The following is a 23,013-nucleotide window of genomic DNA, read 5'->3' as shown; positions in this document are numbered from 1 at the left end:
TCCTTGCGACGACATGTGCCTTTCCACGCAGCATACCTCTGGGGGTATGGCTGCGACCGCTTCGCGCTACGGCAGCCGGGGGTCGTGGTCGGCCCCCTGCGGGGGCGTGGCTTCGGCCAGGCCCGCCCAGTCCGCGTCCAGCAGGTCGACCATCCCATCGGCCACCAGCACGGCTCCCGCCTCGCGCAGCTCGTCTCGACCGAACCCGCCGGTGCGCGTGGCCACGCACGGAGAGCCGATGCGGGCCGCCGAGGCGATGTCGAAGGTGGAGTCGCCGACCACGATGGCGCTGGTGCCGCCCGCCTTCTCCAGGGCCACGGAGAGGATGTCCGGCGCCGGCTTCGTCGACTCGGCGTCCTCCGAGGTCGTGACCGCGGCGAGCAGGTCACCGACGCCGAGGCGCTCGACGGCCGTCTGCGTGTGGTCCGGCTTGCCCGACGAGGCGAGGGCCACGACGAAGCCCTTCTCCACCAGCGCGCGCACCAGGTCGGCGGCGCCCGGCAGCGGCTCCACCTCGTCGATGAGGCCCTCGTAGCCCTTCTCTCACTCCTCGCGCAGCGCGTCGCCCAGCGACTCCTCCACGTCGTCGCCCGTCACCGCGGCCACCAGCCGGTCACCGCCCATCCCGATCGCCCGGTGGACCTTCCACATGGGCACCCGTATGCCGTGGGCCTGGAAGGCACGGTGCCACGCCAGCGCGTGGTGGTAGGTCGAGTCCACCAGGGTCCCGTCGACGTCGAGGAGCACGGTGTCGTGCCGGTGCGTTCGCGCTGCGTCAGCCATGCGCCCTGTCTACCCAGTGACGCTGCACTCCACCACTCAGGGAATCGTGGCCACCTCGTGGATACGCCGCACGAGCCAGGCGGAGGCCACCATGACGACAGCGAGCACCACGCCCAGTGCTCGCCAGCCCGGCCCGGCGATGACAACGCCCCCGATGACGGCACCCACGAGGTAGCCGGTCTGCGTGGCCGCCGTGCGTGCAGCGGCCATGACGCCCGGGTGCTCGGGCAGCTGCAGCAACGCCAGACCGGCAGAGGCGGGAGTGCGCACGCCGGCAGCCATGGCCACGGCGCAGAAGGCCACCACCGCCGGCACCGGTGCCCGCAGGGTCCCCAGCAGCAGGGGGATGAGGGTCGCCATGACGAGGGCGGAGCCCCACACGAGGTGCCGGAGCGGGACCCGGGCAGCGAGCTTCCCGGCGCGGCCCGAGGCCAGGAGGTATGCCGCTGCGCCGGCGGCGAGCACCCAGCCCACCGTCGACTGTGGGACACCCACTTCCTCCATGAAGAAGGCGCCGGCGAAGGTGAGCAGACACGTCCACCCAGCAAACGCAGTGACCTCGCTCCCGATCCACCGTCGGGCGGGCGTCACCCGGAGCGGCTCCCACAGGCTCGCGCCCACGAGACCCGGACGGGCGGACGCAGCGGCGCCCGAGGTCAGCAGGGCCGCGACGGCGACGGCCGCCGGCACCGCCAGGGCCGCCCGCCACGAGACGGTCGCGGTCAGGGCCGCGGCCAACGGGTTCACCACGATCCAAGCCAGCGCGTTGGCGCCCGCGACGTACCCGGTGGCCCAGGGACGGTCCGCCGGGCCGAAGGCCGCCAGGCCGGCGAAGCCGCCGGACAGCAACGGTGCGAAGGCCAGTCCCACCACCATGTGCGCCAACAGGAAGAGGGGCACGGAGGAGGCGCTGGCCACCAGTCCGCAGGCCACCAGGGCGAGGACGGATCCCCACCGGAGCAGGGCGCGCACCGGCAGGTGGTCCGCCCGGGCCGTGAGGTACAGCGAGGCGAGCACCGACACCAGTGCCGTCACCGACCTGGCCTGGCCCACCGTGGCGACAGGGGCTCCGAGGTCGGCTGCGATCGCGACGATCGTGGGGGACAGGACCACCAGCAGGGACTGCGACGCCATCGTCGCGAGCACCAGCGGAACCAGCATTCGCCACAGCCGGGCGGGCACCTCTCGACTCTAGACCTGCCAGTGCGAGGGGCGGGTCAGCCCTTCGGGAAGCACGGTGCGCGCGTTCCCGCGAGCGGCGTCGAGCTGCGGCTGGGTGAGGAAGAGCGCCTCGGCGAGGTCGGCGCCGCTGAGGTCGGCGTCGCGGAGGTCGGCGCCCACGAGGTCGGCCCAGCGCAGGTCGGCGCCGTCCAGCCGGGCTGCGACCAGCAGTGCGCCCCGCAGGCTTGCGCCGGTGAGGCCGGCGTGGCGCAGGTCGGCGCCCACGAGGTCCGCTCCCCGGTGGTCCTCGCCGCCGGGGGCGGCCGCCTCGCGCACCGCCGTGCTGACCCTGAGGAGCAGCTCGCCGACCTCGGCCTGCACCGCTCCACGGTCGAGGGAGAGCAGGCTCGTCGCGTCGCCGGAGGCAAGGACGTCCAGCCGCTCGAGCGCCTCAGCCAGCTCGGCGTGCAGCGCAGCGGCCTGCGGTCGTGCCAGCGACTCGAGCAGGTGGCCCATGAGCTCGTGGAGGTGCTGCACGACGGGAAGGACGGCGAACATCTGCCGGGCGGTCACGCGGTCCTCACGCCAGTCGCGCCCGGCGAAGGTCTCCTGCGACACCCGCTGCCCCGCACCGCGACAATCGAACACCGTGCAGCCCCGGAAGCCGCTCTCGCGCAGGCGGTCGTGGATGCCGCACCGGAAGTCCGCGCGCAGGTTCGGGCAGGGCACCCCGCCGGGCTTGTCGATGGCGAAGTCGGCCGAGGCCGCGAACGGCAGGGCGACACAGCACAGTCCGACGCATCGGCTGCAGTCGGCGCGTAGCCGCTGCCCGACGTCGGCGCGGTGAGCGCCGGGCGCAGGCAGGTCGGAGGACATGGCCAGCATTCTCCCAGAGCGCCGGAGCCGACATGCGAGTGCCAGGCGGCGGTCGCAGGCGCCTGGCACCCGTTCGCTCTGGGTCTCTACCTCGGGACGGTGCCCTCCACGCCGGCAGACGTCACGACCCCGCACCGGTCACGCCGACCGGTGGCGACGGCGACCATGGACGAGACCGTCGCCACGCCGGTCGGCGCGATGAGGTGCAGCGGCCACCGGCCCGAAAGGGCCGCCGGCCAGAAACCCGTGTTCACGGTGTCGGCGTGGTCCGCTGTCCTCATGGAGCCATGCTTTCCGTCTCGGGTCAGCCTGTCCCAGAGTCCAAAGACCCCGGGGGCACGCCGTCAGGCCCCTTCCAGGGCCTTCCGCACTGCAGCCTCCAGCCGGCCGGGGTCCCGCTCCCGGAGGTCGTAGCGCGCCCGCACCACCGGCTTGGAGACGGTGAGCACGCGCCCGAGGTCGATCGGCGTGCCGGAGACGACCACGTCGCACGGGGTCGCCTCGATGGTCGCGGCCAGGTCGGCCACCTGGGCGTCGCCGTAGCCCATGGCCGGAAGGACGCCGCGGGCGTTGGGGTACTGCGCGTACGTCGCGGCCAGCGACCCCACGGCATACGGGCTCGGGTCGACGATGTCGGCCGCCCCGGCGGCCCTGGCGCCGACCACTCCTGCGCCCCAGCTCATGGAGCCGTGCGTCAGGGTCGGGCCGTCCTCGACGACGACCACCCGGCGGCCGACGACGGCCGCCTCGTCGTCGACGGTGACGGGGCTGTCGGCGCGCAGCACGGTCGCGCCGGGGTTGAGCCGGCGCACGGACGCCTCGACCGCGGCGACCGCCTCCTCGGTCGCGGAGTCGCACTTGTTCACGACCACGAGGTCGGCCATGCGGACGTTGGTCTCCCCCGGGTGGTAGGTCTCCTCGTCGCCTGCGCGCAGGGGGTCGGCGACCACGATGTGCAGGTCGGGCGCGAAGAAGGGCAGGTCGTTGTTGCCGCCGTCCCAGAGGATGACGTCGGCCTCCTGCTCCGCCGCGGCGAGGATCTGCGCGTAGTCGACCCCGGCGTAGACCACGGCCCCGTTGTCGATGTGCGGCTCGTACTCCTCGCGCTCCTCGATCGTGCACTCGTGCCGGTCGAGGTCGCTGTAGTCGGCGAAGCGCTGGCACGCCTGGCGCTCGAGGTCGCCGTAGGGCATCGGGTGGCGCACCGCCACGACGCGCTTTCCCATGTCGCGCAACATTCGTGCGATGTAGCGCGTCGTCTGGCTCTTGCCGGCGCCGGTGCGCACCGCGGTGACCGCGATGACCGGGACGGAGGACGGCAGCATGGTGTGCTTGGCGCTCTGGAGGAGGAAGTCGGCCCCGGCCGCCAGGCACTGCGAGGCCACGTGCATGACGCGGGTGTGCGGCACGTCGGAGTAGGCGAAGACCGCCACGTCGACGTCCTCGCGAGCGATGAGGTCGCTCAGCTCGGACTCGGGAACGATCGGGATCCCTTGCGGGTAGCGGGATCCGGCGAGCCCAGGGGGATAGGCGCGACCGGCGATGTTGGGGATCTGCGTCGCGGTGAAGGCCACGACCACGTCGTCGTCGCTGTCACGGAAGACGGTGTTGAAGTTGTGGAAGTCGCGGCCTGCGGCCCCGAGGATGACGACTCTGCGCGGTCTGCCCATGGCGGAAGGCTAGAGACGTGGACGGGAGCTGTCCCGGGGCAGAAGTCCCGGAACAGCCCCCGTCTCTCGAGGTCTGGCCAGTCGTGGTCCGGCCAGTCGAGGTCTGCTCAGTGCAGTTCTGGTCAGCCGGCCGCCGGCGTGACCCCGTAGGTGGCCAGCCAGTCCTGGACCACCGGGATGTCGACGCGCTGGAGGCCGTCGAGGTAGCGGCAGTTGCTGGTGTAGCCGTAGCTGGTCACGGTGACCTGGTAGCCGTTCTTGAAGGTCGGGCCGCCGGAGTCGCCGAAGCAGCTGCCGCCGGTGCCGCGGTTGTCGTGCTCGTTGCCGTTGGTCTGGAGGATCTGCGGCGTCAGCTTCTGCCCGGGGGAGTCGGCGTAGCGTCGCACGATCGGGTAGCTCATCGGCGTCGGCTTCATGTTGCCGTTGGCGGCGGCGTCCTGGCGGACCTCGGTGCCGTACCCGACGATGCGGAACAGCTCCTTGTTGAGGATGTCGGGCGTGTACTGGTTCAGGTAGTTCTTCGGTGCCAGCTTGGCCGGAGTGATCCCCGTGACCGGCTGGTCGAGCACTACGACGCCCACGTCGTTCCAGTTCTTCAGGTCCGTGAAGTTGGAGTACTGCGGGTGCGCGTGGGGCGTGCCGAACGCGTAGGCCGTGGACTCGGTGCCGGTGTAGCCCGCGTTCGGGTCCGCAGCGACGGGCAGGCCCGAGGGCGGCGCGTCCGCGACCTTCCACTGGAAGGTGACCGCCACCTTGCCCTTCACGTCCGCGGTACAGTGCGCCGCCGTCAGCAGCACCGTCGGGGTGACCAGGGTGGCCGTGCAGCGGTACCGGCCGCCGTCCTCGTAGAAGGCGATCATCCCGACGTTCTTGTACGTGTTGGCGCTGTCGACCTCACCACCGGTGATCGCCGTCGCGGCCAGCGCGGTGCCGGCGACGAGGGTGGTAGTCGCGGCAGCAACGGCCGCAGAACGAGCAAGTCTCATCTGTCCTCCAGGAATCAGTCGGTGTCTCCCGCATGGCGCCGCCGTCGCCGTAGACGCCGAGGGCAGTCAATCCGTCGTAGGCGCCGGTGTCCATGACTACGACGGCGCGGTGGCCATTGCGATCCTCCATATACCCGCAAACCATGCCAAACATGCCGCAAACGGCGAGGTGCAGGACTAGGCCATAGGGCGGTCTGCTGGGTCCTACGTCGGCGGGACGATGACGGCATGGCGCGGCAGAGGCGGCGGTGGCAGGACCTGAGCGACAGCCAGCGACGCATGGTGGTGGTCGGCGCGGTGGTGCAGATCGGCCTGGAGATGGTGGCGCTGCGGGACCTGCGGCGACGACCCGCCGACCAGGTGCGTGGCCCCAAGTGGGTCTGGGTCCCCGCCATGTCGGTGAACTTCGTCGGCCCGATCGCCTACTTCCTCGTCGGTCGGCGACGCAGCCCAGCCGCAGGCTGAGCCTCCGGTGGCCCGCGCCGGCAGTGGCGGCGGCCGGGGCACAAAGGCCCTGTGCGGCATACCTGCGGCGGAGCGACGCTGAGGCCATGACGGGCACGTCCATCGTGCGCACGCACGGGTTGACGAAGCACTACGGGGCCACCGTCGCACTGCGCGACCTCGACCTCGAGGTGGAGCGCGGCGAGGTCTTCGGCTACCTCGGGCCCAACGGCGCCGGGAAGACCACCACACTGCGGCTGCTCATGGGGCTGCTCCGGCCGACGAGCGGTGCGGCGGAGGTCGACGGGCTCGACGCTTGGCACGACTCGGTCGAGGTGCGCCGCCGGGTCGGCTACCTCTCGGGGGAGCCGGCTCTCTACCCCAAGCTCACCGGTGCCCAGCACGTCGACTTCCTCGGGCACCTCCGTGGCACGGACGGCAGGCTCGCCGCGAAACGGTTCGCCGAGCGGCTCGACCTCGACCTCGGCAGGCCCTCGCGCGAGCTGTCGAAGGGGAACCGGCAGAAGCTCGCCCTGGTGCTCGCGCTCATGTCGCTGCCCGACCTCCTGGTGCTCGACGAGCCCACCGGAGGCCTGGATCCCCTTGCGCAGCAAGAGTTCCAGGCGATCGTCCGCGAGACCACCGGCGAGGGGCGGTCGGTACTGCTCAGCTCGCACGTGCTCAGCGAGGTGCAGCGGGTCGCTGACCGCGTTGGTGTGCTGCGCGAGGGACGACTCATCGCCGTCGACCGGCTCGCGACCCTGCGGGAGCGCTCGCTGCACCACATCCGCGCGACGTTCGCCGACGCCGTCGAACCCCTCACGTTCGCCGGCGTTCCGGGCGTGCGCGACCTGCAGGTGCACGACCACTCGATGTCGTGCTCGGCGCCGGAGACGGCCCTCGACGCCGTGATCAAGGAGGTGGGCCGGCACACCGTGCTCGACTTCGAGTGCGCCGAGGCCGAGCTCGAGGAGACCTTCCTCGCCTACTACGAGAAGGAGGCCGTGCATGCTCCGTAGCGTCTTCGCCAAGACGGCCTACGACCAGAGGCGGTCGCTGCTCGGATGGGTCGCGGCCATCGTCCTGCTGGTGCTGATGTACGCCGGCATCTGGCCGAGCATCCGCGACCAGCCGTCGATGAGCGACTTCCTCAACACGATGCCCGAGGCGTTCAGGTCCCTCTTCGCGTCGTCCGGTGCGGACATGTCGACCCCGGTCGGCTACATCCAGATCGAGTTCATGTCCTTCATCGGGCCGACCCTCGTGATCGTGTATGCCGTGGCGCAGGGCTCGCGCGCCGTTGCCGGTGAGGAGGACCGCCGGACCATGGACCTGCTCCTGGCGGAGCCGGTCAGCCGGTCGCGCTTGCTGCTCGAGAAGGCCACCGCCATGGTGGCCGGGACCGTCGTGCTGACGGCCACGCTGGGGCTGGCCCTGGTGGTCGAGGGACAGCTCTTCGACATGGTGATCCCCGTGGACCGGATCGGCGCGGCGATGCTGCACCTGGCCCTGCTCGGGCTGGTGTTCGGGGCGATCGCCCTGGCGATCGGGGCGGTCACCGGCGACGTGGGGCTGAGCCGTGCCGTGCCGGCCGGCATCGCCGTCGTCGGGTACCTCGTCAACGGGCTGGGTCCCATGGTGTCGTGGCTCGAGCCCTTGCAGCGCTACTCGCCGTTCTTCCAGTACATCGGGCACGACCCCCTGCGGACCGGTGTCTCCGGGCCTGCCGCAGCGGTCGCCGCCGCCACCGTGCTCGTGCTCGTCGCCCTGGCGGTGGTCGGCTTCCGGCGCCGCGACGTGCACGGCTGACTGTCACACCAGCTCGGACACCACCCGACACACCAACTGGGGGACACCATGGGACAGGTCACCGTTCGCCGCGTGCTGCTCGGTGCGGCCGTCGTGCTGCTGCTGGGCGCCTGCGCCGCCGGCACCAACGCCGCGGAGAGCCACAGCGGCGCCGGCTTCTGGCTGGGCCTCTGGCAGGGGATGATCATCCCGGTCACGTTCGTCATCTCGCTGTTCAACGACAACGTGAGCATCTACGAGGTGCACAACAACGGGAACTGGTACGACTTCGGGTTCGTGCTGGGCCTGACCTTCCCCTACGGCGCGGCAGGCGGCGGGGCGGCACGCCGTCGCTGAGCAGCGGCCGGGTCGAGCAGACCCGCCGTCGCTACCCGGCTGCCCTCTCCTCGGCGCCGTCCGCCGCCGCGGCGGACGCGGGGGTGAACCTCACGCGGGTGATGGCGTGGTGGGCGACCTCCAGCACCTCGACGCGCCACCCGTCGACGGTGACCTGGTCGCCCGTCCGGTCGGGCACCCGGCCGAGCTGCATCAGCACGAGGCCGGCCACCGTGGTGTAGTCGCCGCTCGCCGACTCCAGGCGTACGCCGACGTCCTCGAGGTCGTGGATCGGGAAGGTGCCCGGCAGCGTCAGGGCGCCGTCGGCCGACCGCTCGACGCCGATGACGTCGCGGTCAGTCTCGTCCCAGATCTCACCCACGATCTCCTCGAGGAGGTCCTCGAGGGTGACGATGCCGTCGACCGCGCCGTGCTCGTCGATGACGAGGGCCATCTGCTGCCGCTCGCTCTTGAAGTGGCGCAGGGCGTCGGAGATGCGCACTGTGTCGGGGAGCACCAGCGCCGGGGTGGCGACGGTCGAGACCGGCTGGTCGCCTCCCTCGAGCACCGAGGCCCAGTGCGCGATGCCGACGACGTCGTCGAGGTGGTGCTGACGTGTGACGGGTACCCGGGAGTGCCCGGAGCGAGCCATGGCCGCTCGCGCCTGGTCCAGCGTCGCGTCGCCGTTGACCACGAAGACCGAGCCGCGCGGGACGAGCACCTCGCGGAGCTTGCGCTCGTGGAGCTCGAGCGCGCCGCTGATGATCTCGCGCTGCTCGGGGTTGAGGTCGCGGTGGCCGGTGACCAGGTCACGCAGCTCCTCGGGGGAGATCTCCTGCGCCTCGGACTCCGCCCGGCCGCCCAGCAGGCGGACCACGGCGTTCGTCGACGCGCTCAGCAGGGCGACGGCGGGCCGCGAGACGGTCGACAGCACGTCGAGCGGGCGGGCGACCGCCAGCGCCCACGGGAGCGCCATCTGCATCGCCAGCCGCTTGGGTGCCAGCTCGCCGAGGACGAGGGTCACGAAGGTGAGCACCAGGGTGATGCCGGCGATGGCGGCCGGCCGGGCCGCCGCACCGAGGAAGGAGAGGTGGGGCACCAGCGGCTCTGCGAGCGAGACCGCCGCGGTCGCCGACGCCAGGAAGCCGGCCAGGGTGATCCCGATCTGGATGGTGGCGAGGAACCGGTTGGGGTCGCGGGCCAGCCGCACCAACCGCATGGCCCGCGTGCCGCCCTGCCGCTCGAGCTGCTTGAGCTGTCCCTCCCTCAAGGAGACCAGGGCCATCTCGCTGCCCGCGAACGCGGCGTTGAGGAGGACGAGGATGCCCACGAGGGCGATGTCGAGCCAATAGCCAGACATGGAGGGAGAGCTCACCGCTTCCGGTAGGGGTTGGACCGGCTCAACGCCCAGCCGGTCCGGCCGGTTCCCCGGGGTACCCGAGCGCCCCTCTACCCTGTGCCGGTCCCCGCCCCATGACCCGGATCGATGCGCTCATGCCTGCCCCCTCCCCGTCCCGTCGCGCATGGCTGCTCGCCTGCGGCCTCCTCCTGCTCGTCGGGCTCGTGTGGCCCGGGCTCGCAGGGACAGCCCACCCCGCCGACCCGGCTGGGCGTCCGTCCCCGCCGTCCTCGTCCGGGCCGTCGGCCCCTGCCTCCGGCCCGTCGTCGCCGTCCTCGTCGCCGGCTGCCGCCCCTCGCGCCGGGACCGCCCTGGCGGCGCTGGCGGGTCTCCCGGTCAAGGGCCGCGCCCCCAGGACCGGCTACGCGCGGGAGCAGTTCGCGCCGGCGTGGTCCGACACCGACCACAACGGCTGCGACACCCGCAACGACGTGCTCCGCCGCGACCTCACGGCATACACGCTGAAGGCCGGGACGCACGGGTGCGTCGTGCTGCGGGGAACCCTCCACGACCCGTACACGGGTGACACCGTCGCCTTCGTGCGGGGACGGACCACGTCGAGCCGGGTGCAGGTCGACCACGTGGTGGCCCTGTCCGACGCCTGGCAGAAGGGGGCGCAACAGCTGCCGGCCGCCCGGCGGACCGCCATCGCGAACGACCCGCTCAACCTGCTCGCCGTCGGCGGCAGCGTCAACCAGGGCAAGAGCGACGGCGACGCCGCGACGTGGCTTCCTCCGCGACGCTCCTTCCGCTGCGCCTACGTCGCCCGGCAGGTGGCGGTGAAGCAGCGCTACGGCTTGTGGGTGACCGCCGCGGAGCGCGATGCGGTGCGACGTGTGCTCACCGCGTGCCCGGGGCAGCCGCTCCCCAGGTGAGGGTCGCCGCGCCTCCACCCGGTGAAGATTGGGTCTCCTGCGAAAAACGTTGCGAACAGTCCCTTTTCGCCATCTTGATGCCCAAGTTCGGTTGCAATTCGGTGAACGCGTGGCTCACGCCGGTGACCGTTCCCCCGAGCGGGTCTACCGTCCGAAGAGAGCGGTCAGGCTAGAACGGAACGACTGACGGGGCGGAAGTCGGCTCGTCCTTCCCGACCGGAGCGGATGGTTGTGCGCGCGTGCTCGCAGGCGCGTCGGCCCTGACCAGGGTGCGGGTGGCACATGTCGGACAGAACTGCCTCACGAGGACCGCAGCGCGACGCTGCCGTCGACTCGCTCGAGGCCGACTCGCTCATCCAGGACGAGTCGGCCGAACAGGTCATCGCCGGCAAGACTCCGTGGCAGCTGGCGCGCGGACGTCTCTACCGCGACAAGATCACCATGACGTTCCTGGGCATCGTCGCCCTCGCCCTGCTGGTCGGGATCTCGGCGCCGATCCTCACCAAGCTCGGGGTGCTCGACCCGTACACGTTCCACCAGGACCTCATCGACCCCAACACCGGCGGGCTCCCCAAGGGTCCTGCGGGCGGCATCAGCCTCGCGCACCCGCTCGGCGTCGAGCCGGGCACCGGCCGCGACGTGATGTCGCGCCTCATCCTCGGCGTGACCTTCTCGCTGGTGGTGGCCACCTCGGCGACCATCATCGCCGTGGGGCTGGGCACCCTGCTCGGGCTGATCTCCGGGTTCCTCGGCCACTGGCCGGACTTCACGATCACCCGGCTCATCGACATCACCCTCGCCTTCCCGCAGACGCTGATGCTGCTCGCGCTGTCGGGGATGCTGATCGACCGGATCACCTCGTTCGGTGTGCCGGCAGGGAACTGGAGCAACGGCGTCTACATCATCCTGGTGCTGGGACTGTTCGGCTGGCCCTACATCGCGCGCATCATCCGCGGGCAGGTGCTCTCGCTGCGCGAGCGCGAGTTCATCGAGGCGGCCCGAAGCCTCGGTGCGCGCAACCGGCGCATCTACACCAAGGAGCTCATCCCGAACCTGTGGGCGCCGCTGCTGGTCTACTTCACCCTGCTGCTGCCGACCTACATCTCCGCGGAGGCGGCGCTGAGCTTCCTCGGCGTCGGCATCCAGCCGCCGACCCCCACGCTCGGCAACATCCTGAAGTACTCGGTCAACTACGCCTCGGCCGACTTCACCTTCTTCTTCTTCCCCGCGCTGTTCATCGCGGTCCTCGTGATCTCGTTCAGCCTCCTTGGCGACGGCCTGCGCGACGCCTTCGACCCCAAGGCCGAGCGGTGAGCAGCAGCGCGCGCTCCAGCGCGCCGCCGGCGGGACCACCAGGAGAAACCACAGACGCCCCTTGCCGCACGACCGGGGGACGACGCACCGCCACCGCGGTGCAACGAGGCACCGCCACCGCGGTGCAGGAGCCGAAGGAGGGCTTATGACCACCAGGATGAGAACCGCCACGCTGACAGCCGTGGCGTCGGCCGGGTTGCTGGCCGTCGCCGCCTGCAGCGGGACCACCGCGCCCGGGGGCGGGTCGTCCAGCAGTGGCAGCGCGAGTGCCAGCAAGGGCGGCACGCTCTACTACCTGACCAAGCGTCCGACGGAGCACTGGGACCCGCAGCGCACCTACATCGGCCGCGACCTGGCCAACGCGAACCGGCTCTTCTACCGCGACCTCGTGTCCTTCCCCATCACCACGGACGCCAAGGAGGGCACCAAGCCGGTGCCGGACCTGGCGACCGACACCGGCAAGTCGACCGAGGGCGGCAAGGTGTGGTCCTTCACGCTGAAGGACGGCGTGAAGTGGCAGGACGGCAAGGACATCACGTGTGAGGACCTGAAGTACGGCTTCTCACGCGGCTTCGCCACCGACGTCATCACCGGCGGCCCGAACTACCAGCTGGCCTACCTCGACGTCCCGAAGAAGAACGGCCTGCCCGTCTACGACGGGCCGTACAAGAAGAACGGCCAGGCCGAGTTCGACAAGGCAGTGACCTGCAACGGCAAGACGATCACCTACCGGTTCAACAAGCCGTGGATCGACTTCCCCCTGGCCATCGCCTCGCTGCGGTTCGCCGCGCCCTACCGGGCCGACCAGGACAAGGGCGAGCAGTCCAACTACACGATCTTCTCCGACGGCCCCTACATGCTGCAGGGCGAGTGGAAGAAGAACGTCGGTGGCACCTTCGTGCGCAACACCAACTGGGACCCCAAGACCGACACACTGCGCAAGGCACTCCCTGACAAGATCATCTTCGTCGAGGGGCTGACCAACGAGATCATCACGCAGCGCCTCATCGCCGACAGCGGCAACGACAAGTTCGCCGTGACGGACCGGCGCATCCCGGCGTCGATGTACACCCAGGTCTCCGCCAACCCCAACGTGAAGTCGCGGGCGACGCTCGTCGACGCGCCCTACATCGACTACGTGCTGCCGAACTTCAACCGCATGAAGGACGCGAAGGTCCGGCAGGCGCTGATGATGGCGACCGACCAGAACGCGTACATCAACGCCCAGGGCGGCGACAAGTTCGGTCGGCCGGCGAAGTCGATCGTGAGCCCCGTGCTCATCGGCTACAAGGACAACCCGAACTTCACGATGCCCCCGAGCGGTGACCCGGCCGCGGCGAAGAAGCTGCTGCAGGAGGCGGGGGTGACCCTCCCCTACCCGATCACCTACACCTACAACGGCGGCACCACCGAGGTGGACAACGCTGCAGCCGGCATGAAGGCGACCTGGGACAAGGCCGGCTTCAAGGTGACCCTGCAGCCGTTGACCGACACCTACTACGACGTCATCCAGAACCCGTCGAACAACAAGTCCGACGTCATCTGGGGCGGCTGGGGCGCCGACTGGCCGTCGCAGGCCACCGTGCTCCCGGCACTGTTCGACTCGCGGATCAACCTGACGGCGAAGTCGAACGGGCAGGACTACGGCAACTACAAGTCCGACGCCGTGAACAAGCTGATCGACGAGGCAGCAGTCAAGCCCGATGTGCAGTCCGCGGGCGCGGTCTACAACCAGATCGACGACCAGCTCGGCAAGGACGTCGCCTACATCCCGCTGGCGGTCGAGAAGTTCTACCTGCTGCGCGGCTCGGGCGTCACGAACTACACCCAGACGCCGGCGTCCAACGGCTACCCCGACCTCGGCAACATCGGGGTCAGCAAGTGACGCAGGTCCACCGCTGATGCCAGCACCGACCGGTGTGGGCCGTGGGGACGCCACCCGCTCCCCGCGGCCCACGCCCCCGGTCCCCGGCCGCGGGCCCACACCGGGCCCGCGGCCGCGGGGCCTGACCACCGAGCAGCGTTGAGGAGTAACCGTGTTCGCCTTCATCGTCCGTCGGGTGCTCGTCGGTTTCATCATGCTGTTCGTGATGTCGCTGGTGACGTACCTGCTGTTCTTCTCGATGCCCACCGACCCGGCGCGCTTCACCTGCGGCAAGAACTGCACCCCTGAGCTCGTCGAGCAGAACCGCAAGGCGCTCGGCTACGACAAGCCGGTCCTGGTGCAGTACGGCGAGTTCGTCAAGGGCATCTTCACCGGGCGCAACTACCCCGACGACCCCGCGATCGCCAAGACCGCACCACAGACCGTGGTCCACTGCCCGGCGCCGTGCCTGGGCTACTCGCCGCTGATGAGCCAGAACGTGACGTCGCTTCTCGCGAGCAAGCTACCGGTCACGGTCTCGCTCGCACTCTTCGCCTTCCTCATGTGGATGGTCCTGGGCATTTCGGGGGGAGTGGTGGCCGCGCTCAACAAGGGGCGCTTCCTCGACCGGGCGCTGGTCGGCACGTCACTGGTGTTCTACGCCTTCCCGACCTTCTTCATCGGGTTGTGGCTCTACATCTACGTCGCCATCAAGTGGCAGCTGGTCCCGGTGCCGGTCTACACGCCACTCACGCAGAGCCCGTCCGCCTGGCTGGCCGGGCTGTTCCTGCCAAGCCTGACGCTGGCGCTGATCTTCATCGCGTCGTACGTCCGCATCACCCGTGCCTTCGTCCTCGAGACGATGGGGGAGGACTACCTGCGCACCGCCCAGGCCAAGGGACTGCCCCGGAGCAAGATCCTGCGCAAGCACACGATGCGAGCGTCCCTCACGCCGATCGCCACGGTGGCCGGCATCGACCTCGGGGTCCTGCTGGCCGGAGCCATCATCACCGAGACGGTCTTCAACTACGACGGGCTGGGAAAGTTGACGGTGCAGGCCTCCACGACGTTCGACCTTCCCACCCTGGTCGGCATCGTCATCGTCGCTGCCTTCTTCATCATCACCTCGAACATCATCGTCGATGTGCTCTACGCCTACATCGACCCGCGCGTGAAGTACGCCTGAGGGGGCACCATGAGCACTGACGTCAGCGCCGAGCGGGCGGCCGGGAGCACGGGTGCGGGCACCCTGCTCTCGGTCCGCGACCTCAAGGTGCACTTCCCGACCGAGGACGGACTGGTCCACGCCGTCGACGGACTGAGCTTCGAGCTGCGGCAGGGCGAGATCCTCGGCATCGTCGGTGAGTCCGGCTCGGGGAAGTCGGTCACCAGCCAGGCGATCATGGGGCTCTACCGGGGCACCCGGGCGCGGCTCAGCGGCATCATCGAGCTGGACGGCGTCGACCTGCTCACGCTGAGCGACGAGGAGCTGCGCAAGCGGCGCGGCAGCGACATCGCCATGGTGTTCCAGGACCCGCTCTCGGCACTGCACCCGTACTACACCGTCGGCAACCAGATCATCGAGGGCTACCTCGTCCACCACGACGCCTCGAAGCAGGAGGCGCGGGCCCGCACCATCGAGATGCTCGACCGGGTCGGCATCCCCAACCCGGCCCAGCGCGTCGACCAGTACCCGCACGAGTTCTCCGGGGGGATGCGCCAGCGTGCCATGATCGCCATGGCACTGATCAACAACCCCAGGCTCATCATCGCCGACGAGCCCACCACCGCCCTCGACGTCACGGTACAGGCGCAGATCCTCGAGCTCCTCGTGAGCCTGCAGCAGGAGCACAGCTCCTCGATCATCATCATCACCCACGACCTCGGGGTCGTGGCCGAGATGGCGGACCAGATCATGGTCATGTATGCCGGCATGGCAGCCGAGCGCGGCGACGCGGACACGCTCTTCTACCACCCGGAGCACCCCTACACCTGGGGCCTGCTGTCGTCCATGCCCCGCATGGACCGCCTGCGCCTGGAACGGCTGCGGCCCATCCGCGGCAACCCGCCCTCGCTCATCTCCCGGCCCAAGGGGTGTCCGTTCCACCCGCGGTGCGACCACCGGGACGACGAGCGGTGGGCCTGCAACAGCGTGACCCCCGAGTTCGACGCCTCGCTACCGCACCCGGTGCGCTGCTCCATCGACCCCGAGGAGCGCCGCCGCATCTTCGAGGAGGAGGTCCGGCCCACGCTATGAGCACCTCAACGCCACAGGGCTCGACACCGAGCAACGGACCGACACCGAGCAGCACGACCCCAGAGGGAGGGACGTCGAACGGCGAGGCACCCCGGGCCGGCAACGGCGGGACCCCGCGCGGGCGACGCCGGTTCAGCGGCCACCGCGCCGAGGGCGGCCGCCGCGTCGAGCTCGGTGACGTGCTCCTCGAGGTGGAGGGCCTCAAGAAGCACTTCCCCATGCGGACGAAGGGCATCATCCGGCGGCCCACCGACCCGGTGAAGGCCGTCGACGGGATCAGCTTCACCCTCCGCAAGGGCGAGACCCTCGGCGTGGTGGGGGAGTCCGGCTGCGGCAAGTCGACCGCCGGACGGACGGTCCTGCAGCTGCTGGAGCCCACCGCCGGCACGATCCGCTACCAGGGGCGCGACATCACCGGCCTGAAGGGGGGCGACCTGCGGCGGCTGCGCACCGAGATGCAGATGGTCTTCCAGGACCCCTACGGGTCGCTCAACCCGCGGCAGAGCGTGGGCGCGATCATCGGGGCCCCCTTCGCGATCCAGGGCATCGAGCCGACGGGCGGCGTGCGCTCGGCGGTGCAGGGGCTCATGCAGCGCGTCGGCCTCAACCCCGAGCACTACAACCGCTACCCGCACGAGTTCTCCGGGGGCCAGCGGCAGCGCATCGGCATCGCCCGGGCCATCGCGCTGCGCCCGTCGCTCATCGTCTGCGACGAGCCGGTGTCGGCCCTCGACGTGTCGATCCAGGCGCAGGTGGTCAACCTCCTCGAGGACGTGCAGAACGAGTTCGACCTGACCTACATCTTCGTCGCCCACGACCTGTCGGTCGTGCGCCACATCAGCGACCGCGTCGCCGTGATGTACCTCGGCAAGATCATGGAGGTCGCCGACCGTGACGAGCTCTACGCCAACCCGCTGCACCCCTACACCCAGGCCCTGTTGTCGGCCGTGCCGCTGCCGGACCCGCGCAAGGAGCACAAGCGGTCGCGCATCCTGCTGACCGGCGACCTGCCCTCCCCGGTGAACCCGCCCAGCGGCTGCGTCTTCCACACCCGCTGTCCCCGCTACAAGAAGGAGCTCGACGACACCCAGCGCGAGCGCTGCGTCTCCGAGGTGCCGGTGCAGACCAGCCACGGGCCGGACCACGAGGTGGCCTGCCACTTCGCGGGGCCCGCGTCGCTCGACGTGATGTGACCGAATAGTCCGTTCGGCCGACCTCGGCGCGGTTCGCCCGGGTGTCGCCGGTCGCGGCTCCTAGCCTCCCGGGTATGCCGCGCAGCCTCCGCCGCCTGCCCCGCGTCCTGTTGGCCTCGGCGGCCGCTGCCGGCGTCGCCGCCACGGCGGGCGTCGCCGGGGCGGCGACCGGCTCGGCCGCCACCGGAGCCACGAGCACGAGCCGGCCGGACCCGGCATACGTGCGCACCACGGCCGACACGCGCCTCGCGAGCCGGCTGGCCACGCGGGCCACGGCGACCCGGTCCGGGTCGGCCTTCTCCGGTGCCGTCATGGACGCCGGCTCCAACACGCTCCTCTGGTCGAGGAACGGCGACACCGCCCTCATGCCGGCCTCGACCACCAAGCTGGTCACGGCGAGCAACGCGCTGACGACCTACGGTCCGGCGTTCCGGTTCACCACCACGGTGAAGCAGGGAGTGGCGGCCAACCGGGTCGTGCTGGTCGGCTCCGGTGACCCCACGCTCACCAGCGCGGCCGTCGACCGGCTCGCCTCGGCCACCGCAACCGCCCTGCGGGGCAAGGGGATCACGTCGGCACAGGTGTATGCCGACGACTACCTCTTCCCCGCCCCGACCCTGGCCTACGGGTGGCGGTCCACCTACGTGCCCACCGACATCACACCGGTGCGTGCCCTGGTCCGTAGCCAGCACGACGTGGCCGACACCACGGTCGACGCCGCGGCCTACTTCCGTGACCGCCTCAAGGCCCATGGCGTGACGGCGACGTATGCCGGCCGCACCCGCGCTGCCTCCGGCGCCACGGTGCTCGCCTCCTCGGCGGGCTACCGGCTCGACACGATCGTCGGGCAGATGCTGATGGACTCCGACAACGAGCACGCCGAGGCCCTGCACAAGCTGGTCGGCCTGCGGCTCGGCACCGGCGCGACGTGGCTGGGCGCTGCCCAGGCCCAGCGGGCCCGCATGGCCAGCCGCGGGCTGCCCGTCACGGCGCTCTACGACGGGTCCGGGCTGTCGCGGGCCGACCGCCTGACCGCCGTCCAGCTCGCCCGCATCGTCGACGCGGCCTTCGACGCGCGCAACAGCACGGCGCTGGCCCCGCTGCGCTCGGCGTCGGCCATGCCGACAGCTGGGAAGACCGGCACGCTCGCGGCCTCCTACGGCCGGTTCGTGACCGCCTCGTCGAAGTGTGCGGTGGGGAAGGTCTGGGCCAAGACCGGCAGCCTGGACGACGCGGCCAGCCTCGCCGGCTGGACGGTGGGCACCGACGGGCGGGTGAAGACCTTCGCCTTCGTCGTGAACGGCAGGAAGAGCACGCTCACGCTCAAGCAGGACCTCGACATGCTGGCCGCCACGGTCAACGGCTGCTACTGACGGGCGGCGGCTCCCCGATCCCGGGGCCGGGCGGCTCGCCGACGCCGGTTCCCGGCCGCTCCCCGGTCGTGGCGGGCCGGGACCAGGCCCGGCCGAGCAGCCACGCCAGCGCGAGCAGCGCGGCACCCGCGGCAGGGGCGAACTGCTGCCCCGCGAGGGCGACGCCGCTGCGCTGGAAGGGGTCGGCGAATCCGGAGCAGGCCACGACGGTCAGCCCTGCAACCGCCAGCAGGGCCGCGACGCCGCCCCACCGGGGCGGTGCGGTGTGCACGCGACCTGCCGCAGCCCGCTCCACCGGGCTGAGCAGCACCACCAGGCCGGTGGTGACCACGGCGGCCGCCAGCAGCCACAGGGGCTTCTCGGCCCACCAGCGGGCCGACCCGATGGGTGGCAGCGGCAGCCCGAGGAGGTAGGCCGCGACGGCGGCCAGCACCAGCCCGGTGATGTGCCACAGGAAGAGCGTCATGACGACGGTGTTCGCGGCCACCGTGGCGCGCCAGACCCGGGGCCGCTGCAGCCATCGCTGCAGGGCGGGGCGCGCGAGCATGACGACCCCGAGCTGCACCACACCGACGGCGATGACGCACACGCTCGGCGGCAGCATGTTCGACAGCCGCTGCCCGGGCAGGCCGAGCATGCTCACGGGGTACGGTCCCGGGCCGGTCAGCAGCACCAGCGCACCGAGGGCTCCCGCCGTGGCGACCGCCCACCAGCGGCGACGGATGCGCACGAGCGCCCCGTCGGCATACAGGAAGCCCAGCTCCTGGCTGAAGCCGAACACGACCACGTAGTTGAGGTAGCCGAGCGGTGCGAGGCAGGTGCCCTGCAGCCGGTCGAGCAGCAGCGCCACCACCGGCAGCACGGGCAGCAGCGCCCACGGCCACCGCCGGTGCAGGGCGTGCTGCGCCGGGGCGAGCACCGCGAGCAGGAGGAAGACGGCCAGGAACCACAGGGGCATCGCCGCCGCGTCGCCGGCCGCGTCGACCACGACGGCCGGCACCCCGACCCGCACGAGCACCCACGACAGCACCAGCCACACGGCCACGAAGAGCAGGGTCGGCGGCAGCACGCGCTGAAGCCGGCCGCCGGCGAACGCGGACCAGGTGCGGCGCCGGCGCAGGGCCAGCGCGCTGGTGAACCCCGCCGCGAAGAAGAACAGCGGCATCACCTGGAGCAGCCAGGTGAGCGGGTGCGCCCACGTGGTCACCTCGAGGATGTTGCGGACCCGCAGGCCACCGTCGTGGCGGGGCTCGAGGGCGGCCATGGACCAGTGCCCGAGGGCCACCACCACGATGCTCGCCGCACGCACCAGGTCGACCAGGCGGTCGCGGCCGGCCGGGGTGGAGGCAGCGAGCGCGCCGAGACCCGGGGACGGGGGGCTGCGGCGCGCTCGCATGCGACCAGTGTCAGACGCTGAGGCCGACGAGGGAGCCGATCCCGTAGGTGACCACCATCGCCAGCACACCTCCACCGACGTTGCGGAGGATGGCCGGTCGCAGGGGAGCCCCACCCAACCGGGCGCTCACCCATCCCGTGATGACGAGGGACACGACCACCGCGGCCGCCGTCAACGGGATGCGGCCCGCGGCCGGCGGAAGCAGGATCGCGAGCAGCGGCAGCAGCGCGCCCACCGTGAACGCCAGCATCGAGGCCCAGGCTGCGTGCCAGGGGTTGGTCAGCGCGTCGGGGTCGATGCCCAGCTCCACCTCGGCGTGCGCCGCCAGCGCGTCGTGCTCGGTGAGCTCGACGGCCACCTGCTGCGCCAGGGCGGTACTCAGCCCGCGCTGCTCGTAGAGCGCGGCGAGCTCGGCGAGCTCCTGCTCGGGCGTCTCCTCCAGCTCGCGGCGCTCCTTGGCGAGCAGGGCCTGCTCGGTGTCGCGCTGGGTGCTGACCGAGACGTACTCACCGGCGGCCATGCTCATGGCACCCGCCGCGAGCCCGGCCAGGCCGGCCGTGAGGATGGCGGTGCGGTTCGTGGTCGCGGCGGCGACACCGATGACCAGGCCGGCGGTCGAGACGATCCCGTCGTTGGCGCCGAGCACACCGGCGCGCAGCCAGTTCAACCGGGCGGCGTGGTTCTGCTCGTGGGGCTCCTCGCCGTGCAGCTGCGCGTCAGCCACGTGCCTGCACCCCCAGCCGCGAGGCAGCCTGGGTGACCCGGTGGGCCAGCTCGACGTCGAGCTGGGTGACGCCGCCCTCCGAGTGGGTGGAGAGCGACCAGTGGGTGGTGCGCCACCGGATGTCGATGTCGGGGTGGTGGTCCATGTCCTCCGCCTCGACCGCCACCTCGTCGACCAGGCGGATCGCGGTGGGGAAGTCCGGTGCCTCGAGGGTCGCCACGAGGGCGTCGCCCTCGCGTCTCCAGCCGGGCAGGTCGCCGAGCTGCCGCTCGACCTCGTCGTCAGTCAGCAGGCGGGCCATGGGCACACTCTGGCAAAGAGGCGGGCCCGCTGTCATGGAAGGCGATGCTTCCCTGACAGCGGGCCCGGTATGCCGTGTGCCCGGCTACAGCGCCTCGGTCACCGAGGCGGGGCCGACGAAGTCGTCCTCGCCGCCGGAGGCGGTCTGCTCGGTGAGCGTCGCGGTGACCTCGTGGGCCTGGATCTCGCCCGACTCGATCTGCTCCGCCCAGTGGCACGCCACCCGGTGGGACTCGGGCGCGCCGGCCACCTCCACGACGCGCAGCTGCGGGCGCTCGGTGTCGCACCGGGTCTCCTGCCGCCACGGGCACCGGGTGTGGAACCGGCAGCCCTTCGGCGGGTTCGCGGGGGACGGCAGGTCGCCCTTGAGGAGGATGCGCTCGCGGCGGTCCTCCACCAGCGGGTCGGGCACGGGCACGGCCGACATCAGGGCGCGGGTGTAGGGGTGCAGCGGCTGGGCGTACAGGTCGTCGGCCTCGGCCTCCTCCACGAGCGCGCCGAGGTACATCACGCCGATGCGGTCGCTGATGTGCCGCACCACCGCGAGGTCGTGCGCCACCACGAGGTAGGTGAGCCCGAACTCCTCCTGCAGGTCCTCGAGCAGGTTGATGACCTGCGCCTGCACCGAGACGTCGAGCGCGCTGACCGGCTCGTCGGCGACGATCAGCTTCGGGTCGACCGAGAGCGCCCGGGCGATGCCGATGCGCTGCCGCTGGCCGCCGGAGAACTCGTGCGGGTACTTCTTCAAGGCCGCTGCCGGCAGGCCGACCGCCGAGAGGAGCTCGCGCAGCCGCTTGGCCGCGGACCTCTCGTCCTTGGCGAGCCCGTGCGCCTTCATCCCCTCGATGAGCAGCGACTCCACCGACTGGCGGGGGTCGAGGCTGCCCATCGGGTCCTGGAAGACCATCTGGATGTCCTTGCGCTTGCGGCGCAGGCGCTCACCGCTCAGGGAGGCGATGTCCTCGCCGTCGAAGACGACCGACCCCTCGGTGGGCGTCTCGAGGTTGAGGATGGCGCGGCCGAGGGTCGACTTGCCGCAGCCCGACTCGCCGACCAGCCCGTAGGTCTCGCCCCGGCGGATCTGCAGGTCGACGCCGTCGACCGCGTAGACGTACCCGACGACCTTGTCGAAGATGACGCCCTTCTTGATCGGGAAGTGCACCTTGACGCCCCGGACGTCGACGAGCACGTCGTCGCCGGTGGTCGAGGGCTCGGTGGTGGCCGTCTCGCTGACCGTCATCGGGTCACCTCCAGGGGGTTCTCCACGGGGTTGTGGCAGCGCAGCCAGCGGCCGCCGCCGTCGTCGAGCAGCTCGGGCCGCGCCTCGCGGCACACCTCGATCGCGTTGGGGCAGCGCGGGGCGAAGGCGCAGGCGCTGTCCCAGGGCAGGTTGTCCGACACCGAGCCGGGGATGGGGGTCAGCCGCTCGCCCCGCGTGCCGTCGAGGCGGGGGATCGAGCCGAGCAGGCCCACGGTGTAGGGGTGGCGGGGCGATGCGAACAGCGGGTGCCGGTCGCCGCGCTCGACGATCTTGCCGCCGTAGAGCACGTTGACCCGGTCGCACAGGCCGGCCACGACACCGAGGTCGTGGGTGATCATCACCAACGCGGTCCCGGTGTCCTCCACCAGGTCCTTGAGCAGGGCCAGGATCTGCGCCTGGATCGTCACGTCGAGCGCGGTGGTCGGCTCGTCGGCGATGAGCACCCGGGGCTGGCAGGCCAGCGCCATCGCGATGAGCGCGCGCTGGCGCATGCCGCCCGACAGCTGGTGCGGGTAGTCCTTGAGCCGGCGCTCGGGGTCGGGGATGCCCACCTTGTCGAGCATCTCGCGCGCGACCGGTGTGGCGGCCTTGCGCGACATCCCGCGGTGGCGCTCCAGCACCTCGGTCACCTGCACGCCGATCGGGACCACGGGGTTCAGCGACGACAGCGGGTCCTGGAAGATCATGCCCAGGTCGCGGCCGCGACGGTCGCGCATCTGGTCGTCGGACTGGCGCAGCAGGTCGGTGCCCTGGAAGTCGACCTCGCCCTCGACCTTCACCCCGCGGCGGGGGAGCAGGCCCATGATGGCCAGCGAGGTCACGGACTTGCCGCAGCCGGACTCGCCGACCAGGCCGACCGTCTCGCCGGGCCTGACGTCGAAGCTGACGCCGTCGACGGCGACGAACGGCTTCTCGCCGTGGCGCTGGAAGGTCACCCGCAGGTCGCGGACGCTGAGCAGCGCCTCGTTGCGGTTGGCCTGGGTCTGGACGTTCTCGATCGTCTCGGTCATGCC

The 23,013-nt window shown here is 71.2% G+C and carries 23 protein-coding genes and 1 pseudogene; 11 read left to right on the top strand and 13 right to left on the bottom strand.

The annotated features are described in order from the left end of the window. Nucleotides 1-66: 66 nt before the first annotated feature. The 7 genes and pseudogenes from BMW78_RS21145 to BMW78_RS03025 form a co-directional block, all read right to left on the bottom strand. Nucleotides 67-525: pseudogene (locus tag BMW78_RS21145) on the bottom strand (HAD family hydrolase); the annotation flags it as partial. An 18-nt stretch (nt 526-543) separates the two neighbouring features. Continuing rightward, nucleotides 544-783: an HAD family hydrolase gene (locus BMW78_RS21140; RefSeq protein ID WP_245735624.1), complete on the bottom strand. Its 240-nt coding sequence runs from the start codon at nt 781-783 to the stop codon at nt 544-546. 36 nt (nt 784-819) lie between these two features. Then, the gene (locus tag BMW78_RS03045; RefSeq protein ID WP_143056124.1) at nt 820-1,965 is read right to left on the bottom strand and encodes an MFS transporter; all 1,146 of its coding nucleotides are present in this window, start codon (nt 1,963-1,965) and stop codon (nt 820-822) included. A gap of 9 nt (nt 1,966-1,974) precedes the next feature. Next, entirely contained in the window at nt 1,975-2,820 is an 846-nt protein-coding gene (locus BMW78_RS03040; RefSeq protein WP_218144200.1) for a pentapeptide repeat-containing protein, read from the bottom strand. Between the two features lie 86 nt (nt 2,821-2,906). Next, complete coding sequence (locus BMW78_RS03035; RefSeq protein WP_091756206.1) at nt 2,907-3,101, bottom strand: hypothetical protein; 195 nt, start codon at nt 3,099-3,101, stop codon at nt 2,907-2,909. A 63-nt stretch (nt 3,102-3,164) separates the two neighbouring features. Beyond that, a complete protein-coding gene (locus BMW78_RS03030; protein ID WP_091756204.1) occupies nt 3,165-4,490 on the bottom strand; it encodes a cyclic 2,3-diphosphoglycerate synthase in 1,326 nt (441 codons plus the stop codon). 122 nt (nt 4,491-4,612) lie between these two features. Continuing rightward, nucleotides 4,613-5,476 (bottom strand): trypsin-like serine protease, encoded by an 864-nt coding sequence (locus tag BMW78_RS03025; RefSeq protein ID WP_091756202.1) that lies wholly within the window; start codon nt 5,474-5,476, stop codon nt 4,613-4,615. A gap of 228 nt (nt 5,477-5,704) precedes the next feature. On the opposite strand from BMW78_RS03025, the gene BMW78_RS03020 reads away from it, so the two are divergent. From BMW78_RS03020 to BMW78_RS03005, 4 genes are all read left to right on the top strand, one after another. Next, a complete protein-coding gene (locus BMW78_RS03020; RefSeq protein ID WP_091756200.1) occupies nt 5,705-5,941 on the top strand; it encodes a PLD nuclease N-terminal domain-containing protein in 237 nt (78 codons plus the stop codon). Between the two features lie 86 nt (nt 5,942-6,027). After that, nucleotides 6,028-6,939, top strand: a complete 912-nt coding sequence (locus BMW78_RS03015) for an ABC transporter ATP-binding protein (protein ID WP_091756198.1) — start codon at nt 6,028-6,030, stop codon at nt 6,937-6,939. After that, nucleotides 6,929-7,729: an ABC transporter permease subunit gene (locus tag BMW78_RS03010; protein ID WP_091756196.1), complete on the top strand. Its 801-nt coding sequence runs from the start codon at nt 6,929-6,931 to the stop codon at nt 7,727-7,729. The genes BMW78_RS03015 and BMW78_RS03010 overlap by 11 nt, the downstream gene beginning before the upstream one ends. A gap of 48 nt (nt 7,730-7,777) precedes the next feature. Next, on the top strand, nt 7,778-8,065 hold the full coding sequence (locus BMW78_RS03005; protein WP_091756194.1) for a hypothetical protein: 288 nt from the start codon (nt 7,778-7,780) through the stop codon (nt 8,063-8,065). Between the two features lie 31 nt (nt 8,066-8,096). Here the strand turns inward: BMW78_RS03005 and BMW78_RS03000 are convergent, their stop codons facing one another. Beyond that, entirely contained in the window at nt 8,097-9,404 is a 1,308-nt protein-coding gene (locus BMW78_RS03000; RefSeq protein WP_143056123.1) for a hemolysin family protein, read from the bottom strand. Between the two features lie 134 nt (nt 9,405-9,538). On the opposite strand from BMW78_RS03000, the gene BMW78_RS02995 reads away from it, so the two are divergent. The 7 genes from BMW78_RS02995 (at nt 9,539) to BMW78_RS02965 (ending at nt 18,319) form a co-directional block, all read left to right on the top strand. After that, a complete protein-coding gene (locus BMW78_RS02995; RefSeq protein WP_091756565.1) occupies nt 9,539-10,318 on the top strand; it encodes an HNH endonuclease family protein in 780 nt (259 codons plus the stop codon). A gap of 282 nt (nt 10,319-10,600) precedes the next feature. Then, entirely contained in the window at nt 10,601-11,632 is a 1,032-nt protein-coding gene (locus BMW78_RS02990) for an ABC transporter permease (protein WP_091756192.1), read from the top strand. A 145-nt stretch (nt 11,633-11,777) separates the two neighbouring features. After that, complete coding sequence (locus tag BMW78_RS02985; protein WP_091756190.1) at nt 11,778-13,517, top strand: ABC transporter substrate-binding protein; 1,740 nt, start codon at nt 11,778-11,780, stop codon at nt 13,515-13,517. 151 nt (nt 13,518-13,668) lie between these two features. Continuing rightward, the gene (locus BMW78_RS02980) at nt 13,669-14,682 is read left to right on the top strand and encodes an ABC transporter permease (RefSeq protein WP_091756188.1); all 1,014 of its coding nucleotides are present in this window, start codon (nt 13,669-13,671) and stop codon (nt 14,680-14,682) included. A gap of 9 nt (nt 14,683-14,691) precedes the next feature. Further along, nucleotides 14,692-15,753 carry an ABC transporter ATP-binding protein gene (locus BMW78_RS02975; RefSeq protein ID WP_091756186.1) on the top strand — a complete coding sequence of 354 codons (1,062 nt, stop codon included), beginning with the start codon at nt 14,692-14,694 and terminating at the stop codon, nt 15,751-15,753. A 218-nt stretch (nt 15,754-15,971) separates the two neighbouring features. Further along, the gene (locus tag BMW78_RS02970; protein ID WP_186339005.1) at nt 15,972-16,946 is read left to right on the top strand and encodes an ABC transporter ATP-binding protein; all 975 of its coding nucleotides are present in this window, start codon (nt 15,972-15,974) and stop codon (nt 16,944-16,946) included. A gap of 74 nt (nt 16,947-17,020) precedes the next feature. Further along, nucleotides 17,021-18,319 (top strand): D-alanyl-D-alanine carboxypeptidase/D-alanyl-D-alanine-endopeptidase, encoded by a 1,299-nt coding sequence (locus tag BMW78_RS02965; RefSeq protein WP_091756182.1) that lies wholly within the window; start codon nt 17,021-17,023, stop codon nt 18,317-18,319. On the opposite strand, the gene BMW78_RS02960 is transcribed toward BMW78_RS02965, so the two are convergent. From BMW78_RS02960 to BMW78_RS02940, 5 genes are all read right to left on the bottom strand, one after another. After that, nucleotides 18,303-19,715, bottom strand: a complete 1,413-nt coding sequence (locus BMW78_RS02960; RefSeq protein WP_091756180.1) for an acyltransferase family protein — start codon at nt 19,713-19,715, stop codon at nt 18,303-18,305. The genes BMW78_RS02965 and BMW78_RS02960 overlap by 17 nt on opposite strands. 10 nt (nt 19,716-19,725) lie before the next feature. After that, complete coding sequence (locus BMW78_RS02955) at nt 19,726-20,439, bottom strand: VIT1/CCC1 transporter family protein (RefSeq protein ID WP_091756178.1); 714 nt, start codon at nt 20,437-20,439, stop codon at nt 19,726-19,728. After that, nucleotides 20,432-20,740 (bottom strand): 4a-hydroxytetrahydrobiopterin dehydratase, encoded by a 309-nt coding sequence (locus BMW78_RS02950; RefSeq protein ID WP_091756176.1) that lies wholly within the window; start codon nt 20,738-20,740, stop codon nt 20,432-20,434. Before BMW78_RS02950 ends, BMW78_RS02955 begins: the two co-directional genes overlap by 8 nt. Before the next feature lie 84 nt (nt 20,741-20,824). Then, on the bottom strand, nt 20,825-21,979 hold the full coding sequence (locus BMW78_RS02945) for an ABC transporter ATP-binding protein (RefSeq protein WP_091756174.1): 1,155 nt from the start codon (nt 21,977-21,979) through the stop codon (nt 20,825-20,827). Then, nucleotides 21,976-23,010, bottom strand: a complete 1,035-nt coding sequence (locus BMW78_RS02940; RefSeq protein ID WP_091756172.1) for an ABC transporter ATP-binding protein — start codon at nt 23,008-23,010, stop codon at nt 21,976-21,978. Before BMW78_RS02940 ends, BMW78_RS02945 begins: the two co-directional genes overlap by 4 nt. Between the last annotated feature and the right edge of the window lie 3 nt (nt 23,011-23,013).

Origin of the sequence: Pedococcus cremeus (assembly GCF_900111375.1) — a bacterium.
In the GTDB taxonomy this organism is placed as follows: domain Bacteria; phylum Actinomycetota; class Actinomycetes; order Actinomycetales; family Dermatophilaceae; genus Pedococcus_A; species Pedococcus_A cremeus.
Note: the sequence above shows the minus strand (reverse complement) of the source record. Positions and strands in the feature narration are given on the sequence as shown.